Source organism: Streptomyces sp. NPDC040432 (assembly GCF_055595445.1).
The window spans coordinates 1-15,178 of the sequence record NZ_JBVIVP010000007.1; the positions used below are offsets into that span (position 1 = coordinate 1).

Consider the following 15,178-nt stretch of genomic DNA (forward strand, 5'->3'; position numbering starts at 1 on the left):
CGTCAGCCGCATCCGCACCACCCTCGGCGCGGAACTTCCCATCCGGCAGCTCTTCGAGACCCCCACCATCGCCGGCCTCGCCACCACCCTCGACCAAGCAGCCGACGCCCGCACTCCCCTCACCCCACAACCCCGACCCGACCACATCCCCCTCTCCTACGCCCAGCAACGCCTCTGGTTCCTCCACCAACTCGAAGGTGAAAGTTCGGCGTACAACATCCCCACCACGCTCCGGCTCACCGGTCGCTTGGACGTCGATGCTCTGGGAAGGGCGCTCAACGATGTCGTCGCCCGGCACGAGAGCCTGCGCACCGTTTTCGCCGAGGACGAGGAGCACGGGCCGCACCAGATCGTGTTGCCGGTCGGTGAGGCCGTCGTGCCGTTCGTGGTCCGCGATGCGGGGCCGGAGGAGGTCCCGTCCCTGATCGCCGAGGCGACCGGTCGTGGCTTCGATCTGACGTCGGAGATCCCCATCCGCGCCTCGCTCTTCCGGATCTCCGACGAGGAGCACGTACTCCTCCTCCTCATCCACCACATCGCCAGCGACGCCTGGTCCCGCACCCCCCTCGCCCACGACCTCACCACCGCCTACACCACCCGCACCACCAACGGCTCAGCCCCCAACTGGACCCCCCTCCCCGTCCAATACGCCGACCACGCCCTCTGGCAACGCCAACTCCTCGGCAACGACAACGACCCCACCACCACCGCCACCCAACAACTCACCCACTGGAAAAACACCCTCCACGGACTCCCCGAACAACTCGACCTCCCCACCGACCGACCCCGACCCCCCACCACCACCCACCACGGCGACCGCATCACCTTCACCATCCCCACCACCACACACCAACAACTCACCGAACTCGCCCGCACCACCAACACCACCACCTACATGGTCCTCCAAACCGCCCTCACCACCCTCCTCACCCGACTCGGCGCAGGCACCGACATCCCCATCGGAACCCCCATCGCCGGCCGCACCGACGACGCCACCGACCACCTCATCGGCTTCTTCGTCAACACCCTCGTCCTCCGCACCGACACCAGCGGAAACCCCACCTTCAACCAACTCCTCCACCGCATCCGCGAAACCGACCTCACCGCCTACGCCCACCAAGACCTCCCCTTCGAACGCCTCGTAGAAGCCCTCAACCCCACCCGCACCCTCTCCCACCACCCCCTCTTCCAGACGATGCTGACGTTGCACAACACCGAGGGCGCGCAGGCACGTTCGGAGGTCCCGCGGTTCGCCGGGCTCACTGCCCGGGTGGAGGGATCGGAGGGGGCTTCGGCGCGCTTCGACCTGTCGTTCGCGCTGGCCGAGCGGTTCGGTGCGGACGGGGCCTGTGAGGGCATGTCGGGCAGCGTCACGTACAGCACCGACCTGTTCGACCGGGAGACCGTGCAGGGCATCGCGGACCGGCTGGTGCAGGTGATCGGTACGGGTGTGGCGCACCCCAACCGGCCGATCGGGCAGTTGGAGATCCTCAGCCCGGCCGAGCGGCAGTCGCTCCGCGAGTGGAGCGGGACGGCCGGGCCGGTGCCCGACGCCTCCGTGTCCCGGCTGGTCGAGCGGCAGGCCGCGCTGACCCCGGACGTGCCGGCGCTCGTCGTCGCCGGCACGGCTCTGACGTACTCGGATCTCAACGCGCGGGCCAACCGGCTCGCCCGACAACTCGTCGAGCGGGGCGCGGCGCCGGGCCGGTTCGTGGCGGTGGCGTTGCCGCGTTCCGTCGACCTGGTCGTGACGCTGCTGGCGGTCCTCAAGTCGGGTGCCGCGTATCTGCCGCTCGACCCCGGCTACCCCGCGGACCGCATCGCGTACATGCTCGACGACGCGGCTCCGACGCTCACCGTCACCGAGCCGGTCACCGCGGACGAACTGGCGGCGTACCCGGCCACCGATCTCGCGGACACGGAGCTGCGGACGCGGGTCCGCGGCGCGCACCCCGCCTACGCGATCTACACGTCCGGGTCCACCGGCCGGCCCAAGGGTGTCGTGGTGCCCCGGGCCGCGCTGGGCGCGTTCCTCGACTCGGTGGGGCGGCGCTTCGCGCCGGGTGTCGGGGACCGGCTGCTGGCGGTCACGACGGTCGGCTTCGACATCGCCGGTCTCGAACTGTTCCTGCCCCTGCTGCACGGTGCGACGGTCGTCCTCGCGGACGAGGAGACGGCGAAGGACCCGGCCGCGCTGCTGCGGACGGTCGTGGAGTCCCGGATCACGATGTTGCAGGCGACGCCCAGTCTGTGGCAGGGGTTGGTGGCCGCGGAGCGCGGCGAGCTGGCCGGGGTCCACGTGCTGGTGGGCGGTGAGGCGTTGCCGGTCGAGCTGGCCCGGACGTTGGGCGGGCGGGCGCGTTCGGTGACCAACCTGTACGGGCCGACGGAGGCGACGATCTGGGCGACGGCCGCCGAGGTGTCGCGGCCGGGGCCCGCGGGTCCGGTCATCGGGCGGCCGTTGGCGAACACGTCGGCGTACGTGCTGGATGCGGCGCTGCGCCTGGTGCCCGTGGGGGTGCCGGGCGAGCTGTACCTGGCGGGGGCGCAGCTGGCGGAGGGGTACCACCGGCGTCCCGGGTTGACGTCGGAACGGTTCGCGGCGGACCCGTACGGGCCGCCCGGTGCGCGGATGTACCGCACCGGGGACCTGGTGCGACGGGAGCGGGACGGTGCGTTGCGCTACCTGAGCCGTGTCGACCAGCAGGTGAAGCTGCGCGGGTTCCGCATCGAGTTGGGTGAGGTCGAGTCGGAGCTGGTGCGGCACCCGGGGGTCGCGGAGGCGGCGGTCCTGGTCCGTGAGGACCGGCCGGGTGACCAGCGGCTGGTCGGGTACGTCGTCGCGGACGGGCCGGCGCCGGCGCCGGCCGCGTTGCGGGACCTGCTGCGGCGCAGGTTGCCGGAGTTCATGGTGCCGACGGCCCTGGTGTTCCTCGACCGGTTGCCGTTGACGCCGAACGGGAAGTTGGACCGGGCGGCGCTGCCCGCGCCGGACCAGGCCGACGGGTCGGTCGGGCGGGGTCCGCGGGATCCGCGCGAGGAGATCCTCTGCTCGCTGTTCTGCGAGGTGTTGGGTCGGACGCGGGTCGGTGTCGACGACAGTTTCTTCGACCTGGGCGGGCACTCGCTGCTCGCGAGCCGGCTGGTCAGCCGGATCAGGACGGCTTTGGGCGCGGAGCTGTCCGTACGGCAGTTCTTCGAGACGCCGACGGTGGCCGGGCTGTCGGGTGCGCTGGATGCGGCGTCCGGTGCGCGGGCCCCGTTGGTGGCGCGGCCGAGGCCGGAGCGCGTTCCGTTGTCGCCTTCGCAGCAGCGGCTGTGGTTCCTGCGGCAGTTCGAGGGTCCGTCGGCGACGTACAACCTGCCGACCGCCCTGCGGCTGACCGGTGTCCTGGACCGGGAGGCCCTGGAGCGGGCGGTCGACGACGTGGTGGAGCGGCACGAGAGCCTGCGGACCGTCTTCGCGGACGACGAGCGGGGTTCGCACCAGATCGTGCTGCCCGCCGACCGGGTCCGCCGGCCGTTGCGGGTCACGGACGTGACGGCGGGGGAGCTGGAGGAGCGGCTGGCGGAGGCGACGGGTCACGTCTTCGACCTGACGGACGAGATCCCGTTCCTGGTCCGGTTGTTCCGGCTGTCCGACACGGAGCACGTGCTGCTGTTGCTGATCCACCACATCGCCGGTGACGGCTGGTCGATGGCTCCGCTGGCCCGTGACCTCACCTCGGCGTACGCGGCGCGCGGCGCGGGCGGGGCTCCGGTGTGGGAGCCGCTGCCCGTGCAGTACGCCGATTACGCGTTGTGGCAGCACGAGCTCCTCGGTGACGAGGCGGATCCGACCAGCACCGCCGGTCTTCAGTTGGCGTACTGGAAGGAGGCCCTGGCCGGGTTGCCCGAGCAGTTGGAGCTGCCCACGGACCGGCCGCGTCCCGCGACGGCCGGCTATGCGGGGGACCGGATCCCGTTCACCGTTCCGGCGGCGTTGCACGCCCGGCTGGTGGAGTTGGCGCGGGCGGCGCACGCGAGCCCCTTCATGGTCGCCCAGGCGGCGTTCGCGACGCTGCTGACCCGCCTGGGCGCGGGTGAGGACGTGCCCATCGGCACGGCGGTGGCCGGTCGTACGGACGCGGCGACCGAGGACCTCATCGGGTTCTTCGTCAACACGCTGGTCCTGCGGACGGACACGAGTGGGAACCCCACCTTCCGGGAGCTGCTGAGCCGGGTGCGTACCGCCGATCTGGCGGCGTACGCGCACCAGGACGTGCCGTTCGAGCGGCTGGTGGAGGCGATCAACCCGACGCGCAGCCTGTCCCACCACCCGCTCTACCAGGTGATGATCACCTTCAACAACACGGCTGAGCCGGTGCGCGAGGAGGACCGCGGTCGTGGCGCGGTGGCGGGTGGTGACGTCCTGCGGGACGCGACGCGGCTGGCCGCGCGGACGGGCGTCGCGAAGTTCGACCTGTCGCTGACGCTCGGGGAGAGCCACGACGCGTCGGGCGCGCCGGCGGGGATGCGGGGTTCGCTGGAGTACCGGACGGAGCTGTTCGACCGGGAGACCGTCGAGTCGATCATTTCGCGGCTGTTGGGCGTGCTCGGTTCGGTGACGGCGGATCCGGACCTGCCGATCGGCGGGATCGGTCTGCTGGATCCGGTGGAGCGCCGGCAGGTGCTGGAGGAGTGGAACGACACCGCCCGTCCCCAGCGGGAGGCGACCCTGCCGCAGCTGTTCGAGGAGCAGGTGGCGCGGACCCCGCTGCGCCCGGCGCTGTCGGCGGACGGGACGACCCTCACGTACGAGGAGCTGAACGCGCGCGCCAACCGGCTGGCCCGGCTGCTCGTCGCGGCGGGGGCGGGCCCGGAGCGGATCGTGGCGTTGTGCCTGCCGCCGTCGGTGGACATGGGGGTGGCGGTCCTCGCGGTGCTGAAGAGCGGCGCGGCGTACCTTCCCGTCGATCCTTCGGCGCCGCCGGAGCGGGTCGCCGTGATGGTGGACGACGCCCGGCCGGTGTGCGTGCTCACGGCGGGTCGGCTGCCCGAGGGGTTGTTCCCGGACGGGTTGCCCCGGTTGGCGTCGGACGGTCCGCAGGTGCGTGCCGAGGCGGCGGGGCTGCCCGACCACGACCTGGACGACGCGGACCGTACGGCGCCCCTGTCGCCGTGGCACGCGGCGTACGTGATCTACACGTCGGGGTCGACGGGCCGCCCCAAGGGTGTGGTCGTGGAGCACCAGCCGGCGGTGAACTACCTGGCGGTGTCGACCGAGTTGTATCCGGGGGTGGCCGGGCACGCGCTGCTGCATTCGCCGCTGTCGTTCGACCTGACGGTGACCGGGCTGTTCGCGCCGCTGCTGAGCGGCGGCTGCGTCCACCTCGCCGACCTGGAGGAGCTGCACGAGCGGCACCTGGCGGGCGAGGTGCCCGAGGGGCTGCCGCAGATCACCTTCCTGAAGGCGACGCCGAGCCACCTGCCGCTGATCACCGAACTGCCCGGGGTGTACGCGCCGAGGGGTGACCTGGTGCTGGGCGGGGAATCGCTGACGGGCCGGGCGGTGCGCACCGCGTTGGAGGCGCACCCCGGCATGACCGTGCTCAACGAGTACGGGCCGACGGAGACCATCGTCGGGTGCACGACCTGGCGGGTGGGTTCCCCGGAGGACCTTCAGGACGGGGTCCTCACCATCGGCCGGCCGTTCCCCAACACCCGGATGCTGGTCCTGGACCGGTTCCTCCAGCCCGTGCCGGTGGGTGTGCCCGGTGAGCTGTACGTCTCCGGTGTGCAACTGGCGCGCGGCTACCTGGCCCGGCCGGGGCTCAGTGCCTCCCGGTTCGTGGCGAACCCCTTCGAGGGGCCCGGTGAGCGGATGTACCGCACGGGTGACATCGTCCGCTGGAACCGGCGGGGTGACCTGGAGTTCATCAGCCGGGTCGACGACCAGGTGAAGATCCGCGGGTTCCGGGTGGAGCTCGGCGAGGTCGAGTCCACCCTGGCCCGGCATCCCGGGGTGTCGGAGGCGGTGGCGGTGGTCCGTGAGGACCGGCCGGGTGATCGGCGTCTGGTGGCCTACCTGGTGGCCGCCGAGGGCGCCGGCGGGGTCGCGGACGCGGAGGAGCTGCGGGCCTTCGTACGGGACGCGCTGCCCGACTACATGGTGCCGGCGGCGTTCGTGACGCTGGACGTGCTGCCGCTGACGGGCAACGGGAAGCTGGACCGCAAGGCGCTGCCCGCGCCCGACTACGGGCGGCGTTCCACGGGCCGGGCCGCGGGCAACGCCGTCGAGGAGCTGCTGTGCCGGCTGTTCGCCGAGGCCCTCGGACTGGAGTCCGTCGGAGTCGACGACGGTTTCTTCGACCTGGGCGGCGACAGCATCCTGTCCATCCAGCTCGTCAGCCGCGCCCGCGGGCAGGGCCTGACGATCTCCGTCCGGGACGTCTTCGAGCACCAGAGCGTCGCCCTGCTCGCCGAATCCCTGGACCGGGCGGCCGGCACGGGGACGGAAGGGGCGGCGGCCGAGGTGTTCGGGCCGACCGGGCCGGTCCCGATGACGCCGATCATGGGCTGGTTGAAGGAGCTCGGCGGTCCGGTGGCCCCGTTCAACCAGTCGGTGGTGGTGTCGGTGCCCGCCGGCCTCGACGAGGACCGGCTGCGGGGCGCCCTGCGGACCCTCCTCGACCATCACGACGCCCTGCGCCTGCGGGTGGCCCCGGACTGGACGATGTCCATCCCGGAGCCGGGTGTTCCGCAGGTGGAGGCCGTGTTGACCCGCCACCACGCGCCCGGGCTCGACGGGGACGCGCTGCGCACGACGGTCACCGATCTGGCGGCCGCCGCCCGCGACCGGCTCGACCCCGAGCACGGCCGGATGCTGGAGGCCTGCCGGCTCGACCGGGGTCCCGGGGCGGAGGGCCTGCTCGTCCTGGTCGCGCACCACCTCGTCGTCGACGCGGTGAGCTGGCGGTTCCTCGTACCCGATCTGGCCGCCGCGTACGAAGGCCGGCCGCTCGCCGAGGGCGGCACCGGTTGGCGGCAGTGGGCCGAGACGCTGCGCGGCCTCGCGGAGCGGCCCTCGACGGAGGCGGAGGCCGAGCACTGGCTCCGGACCCTGGACCACACGGCGGCCCTGGCCCTCGATCCGGTCCGTGACACGCACGCCGCGGCGGGCCAGGTCACCCTGGACCTCGACGCGGACACCACCGAGGCCCTCCTGACCTGGGTGCCGGGCGTCTACCACGCCGAGATCAACGACGTCCTGCTGACCGCGTTCGCCCTGGCCGTCGCCGACTGGCGGCGGACCCGGGGCGAGGACCCGGGCGCACCGGTCGTGGTCGACCTCGAAAGCCACGGCCGGCACGAGCACCTGGCGGCCGGCGCCGACCTCACCCGCACGGCCGGCTGGTTCACCTCGATGCACCCGGTGCGACTGAGCCCCCGCGTCGGCGGGGACTGGGCGCAGGTGTGGGACGGCGGTCCGGCGGCGGGCCGCGCCCTGAAGCAGGTCAAGGAGCAGCTGCGCGAGGTCCCCGGTGACGGGGTGGGCCACGGCCTGCTCCGGTACGTGAACCCGCGGACCAGGGAACGGTTCTCGCGGTTGCCCGCCCCCGAGTACGGGTTCAACTACCTGGGCCGGTTCACCGGCGCCCGCGGGACCGGGGAGGGCGGAGCGGCGCCCGCGTGGAGCGTGGTGGGTCGGGGCGTGGCCGGGCAGCACCCGGACACCGTGCTCGGGCACCCCGTCGAACTGGTCGCCGGCGCCCATGACACCGCGCACGGGCCGCGACTGCACAGCGTGTGGACGTACGCGGCGGGCGTACTGACCGAGGACGCGGTCCGCGGCCTCGGCGAAGGCTGGTTCAGGGCGCTGAAGGCACTGGTGGAGCACGCCCGTCGGCCGGAGGCCAGTGGCCTGACGCCGTCGGACGTGTCCCTCACCTCGCTCAGCGCGGACGACATCTCACGGCTCGAAAGCGAATGGGGTTCCCTCTGATGGCCAAGTCAGGTCTGGAAGACATTCTTCCGCTCTCTCCGCTCCAGGAGGGAATGCTGTTCCACAACCTCTTCGACGCCGATGAGTTGGACGCCTACAACGTCCAGGTCTTCATCGAGCTCGAAGGCCGCGTCGACGCGCACCGGCTGCGCGGCGCCACCACGGCGATGCTGCGGCGGCACTCGAACCTGCGCGCCGCCTTCCGGCACGAGGGCCTCAAGCGTCCGGTGCAGTTGATCCCCCGCGACGTGGTCGTGCCGTGGCGGGAGGAGGACCTGAGCGGGCTGCCGGAGGACCGGCGGGAGGCTGCGGCGGAAGGACTCGCCGACGAGGACCGCTGGACCCGGTTCGACCTGGGCAAGCCGCCGTTGATCCGGTTCACGCTGATCGGGCTGGGTGGGGGCCGTCACCGCCTGGTGATGACGAACCACCACATCCTGCTCGACGGCTGGTCGATGCCGGTGCTGCTGCGCGAACTCCTCACGCTGTACACGGTGCACGGTGACGTCACCGCGCTGCCGCGGGTCCGCCCGTACCGCGACTACCTCACCTGGCTCGACGCCCGTGACCGGGGGGCGGCCGAGACCGCCTGGACGGAGGCCTTCGAGGGGTTCACCGGCCCGAGCATCGTGGCGCCGGACCGGGGGGCGCTCACCTCGGCCCCGGAGCGGATCCACTTCGTGGAGGACGAGGCGTTCACCGCCGCGCTGACCCGCTTCGCCCGGTCCACCGGGGTGACCGTGAACACCACGATCCAGAGCGCCTGGGGCCTGGCCCTGGCCCACATGACGGGCCGCGGCGACGTGGTGTTCGGTGTGACCGTCAGCGGTCGGCCGCCGGAACTCCCCGGGATCGACACGATGGTCGGCCTGTTCATGAACACGCTGCCGCTGCGGGTGCGGCTGCGGCCGGCCGAGCCGCTCGCGGACCTGCTGCGCCGGGTGCAGCGCGAACAGGCCCGGCTCATCGACCACCAGTGGGTGGGGCTCGCGGACATCCAGCGCTGGGCCGGCTCCGGGGAGCTGTTCGACACGGCGATGGTCTTCGAGAACTACCCGTTGAACTCCAGCCGGGGTCGGCCGCCGGGTACGGACGCCGCCGCGGACCTCCCCACCGTCCTGAAGATCCACTCCCGTGACCAGATGCACTACCCGCTGGGCCTGCTGGCCCTGCCCCGGGACAACATGCTCCGGTTCTCGCTGGGTTACCTGCCGGACCTGTTCACCGCCGAGCGGGTCGACGAGGTGATCGCCGTGTTCCGCCGCGCCCTGCGGGCCATGGTCGAGGAGCCGCAGGTCCCGGTGGGCGCCGTCCGACTGCTGGACCCGGCCGTGCGGCGCACGGTCCTGGAGGAGTGGAGCGGCTCCGACTACGAGCCGGCCCCCGAACTGTTCACCGACCTGTTCGAGGAGCAGGTGGCGCGGACCCCGCACGCCCCGGCCCTGATCGCGCCCGACGACACCCTCTCCTACAGGGACCTCAACGCGCGCGCCAACCGGCTGGCGCGGCGCCTGGTCCAGCTCGGTGTGGGCCCGGACCGCCTCGTCGCGATCGCCGCGCCGCGCTGCGCGGACCTCGTCGTCGGCATGCTCGCCGTCCTCAAGGCCGGCGGCGCCTACGTGCCCGTCGACCCCGGCTACCCGGCCGACCGGATCCGGCACATGATCGAGGACTCCGATCCGGTGCTCGTGCTGACCACCGCCGAGGTGGACGTACGGCTGGGCCGGGAGAGCGGCGCCCCCCTGACGTTCGTCATGGACGATCCGATGCTGCCCGGGACGCTGCGGGAACACTCCGCCGCCGACCTCCGCGACCCGGACCGGGCCGCGCCCCTGGCCCCGCACCACCCGGCCTACGTCATCTACACCTCGGGCTCCACCGGCCGACCCAAGGGCGTGCTCGTCGAACACCGGGCCCTGTCGGCGTTCGTCAGGCACTGCCGGGAGACCCAGGCACCCGACGTGTCGGGCCTGTCCGTGATGCAGGCCTCGGCGTCCTTCGACCAGAGCGTCGGCTCGCTGCACGCCCCGCTGATCAGCGGCGGCTGCGTCCGGCTGTCGGACCTGGAGAGCCTGGCCGAGACCGCCGTCGCCGAACCGGACTTCCTGCGGGCCACGTTCATGAAGGGCACGCCGTCGCACCTGGCGCTGCTCGCGACCATGCCGGAGTCGGTGTCCCCGTCCGGGCTCCTCACCCTCGGCGGGGAGCAGCTCCTCGGCGAACACCTCTCACCGTGGCGCGAGTCGAGGCCCGAGGTGACCCTGGTGAACGTCTACGGCCCGACCGAGGCCACCGGGCACTGCCTGGAGCACTGGATCCGGCCCGGGACCGAGGTGCCGTCCGGGCCGGTGCCGATCGGCACCCCGCACCACGGGGTCCGGCTGTACCTGCTGGACGCCGGGCTGCGCCCGGTGGGGCCGGGCGCCGACGGCGAGGTGTACCTGGCGGGGGCGCAGCTGGCGCGCGGGTACCTGGGCCGGGGCGGGCTGACGTCCGAGCGGTTCACCGCCAACCCCTTCGGCGATCCCGGCAGCCGCATGTACCGCACGGGTGACGTGGCCCGCTGGAACGACGACGGGAAGCTCGTCTTCGTCGGCCGTGCGGACGACCAGGTGAAGCTGCGCGGGTTCCGCATCGAGCTGGGCGAGATCGAGTCGGCCGTCGCGGCCCAGCCGGGCGTGCTCCAGGCGACCGTCCTGCTCCGCGAGGACCGGCCCGGCGACCAGCGCCTGGTGGCGTACGTGGTGCCCGACCGCACGCTGTGGAACGAGGGCGTCGCGCAGGCCGGGCTCGCGGAGCGGCTTCCCGACTGGATGCTCCCGTCGGCGATCGTCGTCCTCGACGCGTTCCCGCTGTCCCCGAACGGCAAGCTCGACCGCAGGGCCCTGCCCGAACCCACCTGGACGGCGCGGTCCGCAGGGCGGGCGCCGCGCGGGCCGCGCGAGGAGATCCTCGTCTCCCTGTACGCGGAGATCCTGTCCGTGCCGCACCTGACGATCGACGACAGCTTCTTCGACCTCGGCGGCCACTCGCTCCTCGCGACGCGTCTGGTCAGCCGCATCCGCACCACCCTGGGCGCGGAACTCTCCATCCGGCAGCTCTTCGAGACCCCCACGATCGCCGGCCTCGCCACCGCCCTGGACCGGGCGGCCGACGCCCGCGAGCCGCTGACCGCCCGGCCGCGTCCGGAGCGCGTTCCGCTGTCCTACGCCCAGCAGCGCCTGTGGTTCCTCCACCAACTCGAAGGCCCCAGCCCGACCTACAACATCCCGACGACGCTCCGGCTGACCGGTCCGCTCGACACCGACGCCCTCGAAGAGGCCGTCAACGACCTCATCGGCCGGCACGAGATCCTGCGCACCGTGTACGCGGAGGACGAGCGGGGCGCGCATCAGGTGGTGCTCGGTCCGGAGCGCTCGCGCATCACCCTCGTCCGGGGCGACACGACCGAGGCGGACCACGAGCGGGACTGCGCGGCGGCGGCCCGGCACGCGTTCGACCTGACGTCGGAGATCCCGGTCCGTGCCTCGCTCTTCCGGATCTCCGACGAGGAGCACGTACTCCTCCTGCTCATCCACCACATCGCCAGCGACGCCTGGTCCCGCACCCCCCTCGCCCACGACCTCACCACCGCCTACACCACCCGCACCACCAACGGATCAGCCCCCAACTGGACCCCCCTCCCCGTCCAATACGCCGACCACGCCCTCTGGCAACGCCAACTCCTCGGCAACGACACCGACCCCAACAGCACCGCCACCCAACAACTCACCCACTGGAAAAACACCCTCCACGGACTCCCCGAACAACTCGACCTCCCCACCGACCGACCCCGACCCCCCACCACCACCCACCACGGCGACCGCATCACCTTCACCATCCCCACCACCACACACCAACAACTCACCGAACTCGCCCGCACCACCCACACCACCACCTACATGGTCCTCCAAACCGCCCTCACCACCCTCCTCACCCGACTCGGCGCCGGCACCGACATCCCCATCGGAACCCCCATCGCCGGCCGCACCGACGACGCCACCGACCACCTCATCGGCTTCTTCGTCAACACCCTCGTCCTGCGCACCGACACCAGCGGAAACCCCACCTTCAACCAACTCCTCCACCGCATCCGCGAAACCGACCTCACCGCCTACGCCCACCAAGACCTCCCCTTCGAACGCCTCGTAGAAGCCCTCAACCCCACCCGCACCCTCTCCCACCACCCCCTCTTCCAGGTGGTCCTCTCCCTGCAGAACACCGGTCCGCGCGGACCCGCGGCGCAGGCCGGCCCGGCCCTGCCCGGCGGGCTGACGATCTCCCGCGCCGGTGGCACGGCCACCGCCGCCAAGGTCGACCTGGGCTTCTCGGTGTCGGAGCGGCGCGACGGCGACAACGCCCCCGCCGGCATCACCGGCGTCCTCGACTACAGCACCGACCTCTTCGACCGCGCGACGGCCCGGGCCCTGGCCGACCGGTTCGTCCGGGTACTCGTCGAAGCCGTCGCCGACCCCGGCCTGCGGTTGAGCCACATCGACGTCCTGGGACCCGAGGAGCGCGGACGGGTCCTGTCGCAGGCGCGGGGGCCCGCGAAGAACCTCGTCCCGACCGGCTTCGCCGCGCTCTTCGAGGAGCACGTCCGCCGGCGCCCCGACGCCGAGGCCCTCGTCCTGCGCGAGGAGTCGCTGACCTACGCCGAGCTCAACGCGCGCGCCAACCGGCTGGCCCGGCTGCTGATCTCGTACGGAGCCGGTCCCGAACGCCTCGTCGCCCTGGCGCTGCCGCGCTCCACCGAACTGGCCGTGGCCGTCCTGGCCACCGCGAAGGCCGGCGCCGCCTTCCTGCCCCTCGACCCCGGACACCCCGCGGAGCGGATCACCGGCACGCTCCGGGACGCGTCCCCCGTCGTCCTCGTGACCACCTCTGCGACCGGCGGCACGCTGCCCGCCGCCGACGTGCCCCGGCTGGTGCTGGACGAGCCCGCGACGGCCGCCCGGCTCGCCGGTCAGGACGCCGACGACCCGACCGACGCCGACCGGACGGCCCCGCTCTCCCCGTTCAACCCGGCCTACGTCATCTACACCTCGGGGACGACCGGCCGCCCCAAGGGGGTCACCGTCACCCACGCGGGCCTGCCCGGCCTCGTCGACATCTTCACCTCGTACGCCGGGGTCGTCCCCGGCAGCCGGGTCCTGCACCACCTGTCCCCCGCCTTCGACGGCGCGGTCTGGGAACTTTCCATGGGCCTGCTCACCGGATCGACGCTGGTCGTCGCACCCCCGGAGACCGTCCCCGGCCGGGAACTCGCGGAGCTGGCGGTCCGCGCGTCCGTCACGCACGCCGCGATCCCGCCGGCGGTCCTCCAGCTGATCCCCGAAGGGGCGCTGCCCGCCGGGATGACCCTGGTCGTGGCCGCCGAGAGCTGCCCGCCCGAGCTGGTCGCGCGCTGGTCCGCGGGGCGACTCATGCTCAACTCGTACGGCCCGTCCGAGGCGACGGTCTGCGCGACGATGAGCGGCCCCCTGACCGGCGCGGTCACCCCGCCGATCGGCGGCCCGGTGGCCGACACCTCGGTCCACGCCCTCGACGAGGCCCTCCAGCCCGTGGCGCCCGGCGTGCCCGCCGAGCTGTACGTGAGCGGCCCCGGCCTCGCCCGCGGCTACCTGGGCCGGGCCGCCCTGACCGGCGAACGGTTCGTCGCGAACCCGTACGGCCCGCCCGGCAGCCGCATGTACCGCACCGGCGACCTGGTCCGGCGGAACCGGGACGGCCAACTGGAGTACCTGGGCCGCACCGACACCCAGGTCAAGCTGCGCGGCATGCGCATCGAGCCCGCCGAGATCGAAGTGGCCATGACCCGTCTTCCCGGCATCGCCCAGGCCGCGGTGCTGGTCCGCGAGGACACCCCGGGCGAGCGGCGGCTCGTCGGCTACGCGGTCCCGGAGAGCGGCTTCGTCCCGGACCCGGCGGAGCTGCGCCGCCGGCTGCGGGAGCTGCTGCCCGAGTACATGGTGCCCGGGGCGGTCACCGTCCTGCCCGCGCTGCCCCTGACGTCGAACGGCAAGCTCGACCGGCGTGCGCTGCCCGTGCCCGCGTACCGCACGCCCGGCGGCCGGGCCCCGCGCACACCGCGCGAGGACATCCTGTGCCGGCTGTTCGCCGAGGTGCTGGAGCTGGAACTCGTCGGCCCCGACGACGGGTTCTTCGACCTCGGCGGCCACTCCCTGCTGGCGGTCCGGCTCGTGGAACGGGTCAGGGCCGAGCTGGGCGCGGTGATGACGGTGCGGGACCTGTTCGCCGCGCCGTCCGTCGCGGACCTCGCGGCCCGGCTCGCCGCCGGTGGTGCCCGCGAGCCGATGGAGCGCCTGCTGCCGTTGCGGGCCTCGGGCTCGGAACGTCCGCTGTTCTGCGTCCACCCCGGTTCCGGGATGAGCTGGTGCTACTCGGGTCTCGTCCGCCACCTGCCCGCCGGGATCCCGCTGTACGGGATCCAGGCCGCGGGCCTCGACGGTGACGGCACGCTGCCCGCCACCCTGGAGGAGATGGCCACCGAGTACGCCGACCTGATCCGCGGGGTGCAGCCCGAAGGCCCGTACCGGCTGCTCGGCTGGTCGCTCGGCGGGAACGTCGCCTTCGCGATGGCCGACGAACTGCGTCGGCGCGGCGAGGAGGTGGAACTGCTGACCCTGCTGGACTCCTACCCGCGGCGCCGCACGGCCGGCGCGGAACCGGAACTGGCCGAGGTGTTCGCCCACAACCTGCGCGACGCCGGCTTCGACGTGACGCCCGCGGAACTGGCCGGCGGGGCGTTCCCCGCGGCCCGCTACCGGGAGTTCCTGCACGCCACCGGCGACCCGATGGGCCGCCTCGAAGCGGACGAACTCCGCTCGGTGCTCGACGTCTTCATGAACAACGCGGGCCTGATGCGCGGCCACGTCCCGGGCCGCGTCGACGGCGACGTGCTGGTGGTGTCCGCGGAGCGGGTGTCCGCGGAGAAGCTCGCCCGGCGCGACGCCGAGTCGTGGCGCCCCCACGCGACGGGCCGCATCGACCGCGTCGGCGTCGACTCGGACCACCTCGGGCTCGTCCAGTCCGACGACGCGCTCGCCCGCATCGCCCGGGCCCTGACCGAACGACTGCTGCCCACCGAAGGAGACACCGCCATGTCCCGTCCGAACGAAACCGCCTGACGCC

1 protein-coding gene and 1 pseudogene are annotated in these 15,178 nt (G+C 72.9%); both read left to right on the top strand.

The genetic code is table 11. The features are described from left to right. Positions 1–148 precede the first annotated feature (148 nt). A pseudogene (locus ACZ58N_RS17345) lies at positions 149–7,984 on the top strand (amino acid adenylation domain-containing protein); the annotation flags it as partial. After that, positions 7,984–15,174 carry an amino acid adenylation domain-containing protein gene (locus tag ACZ58N_RS17350; RefSeq protein ID WP_471160162.1) on the top strand — a complete coding sequence of 2,397 codons (7,191 nt, stop codon included), beginning with the start codon at positions 7,984–7,986 and terminating at the stop codon, positions 15,172–15,174. The pseudogene ACZ58N_RS17345 and the gene ACZ58N_RS17350, both read left to right, overlap by 1 nt. Positions 15,175–15,178 lie beyond the last annotated feature (4 nt).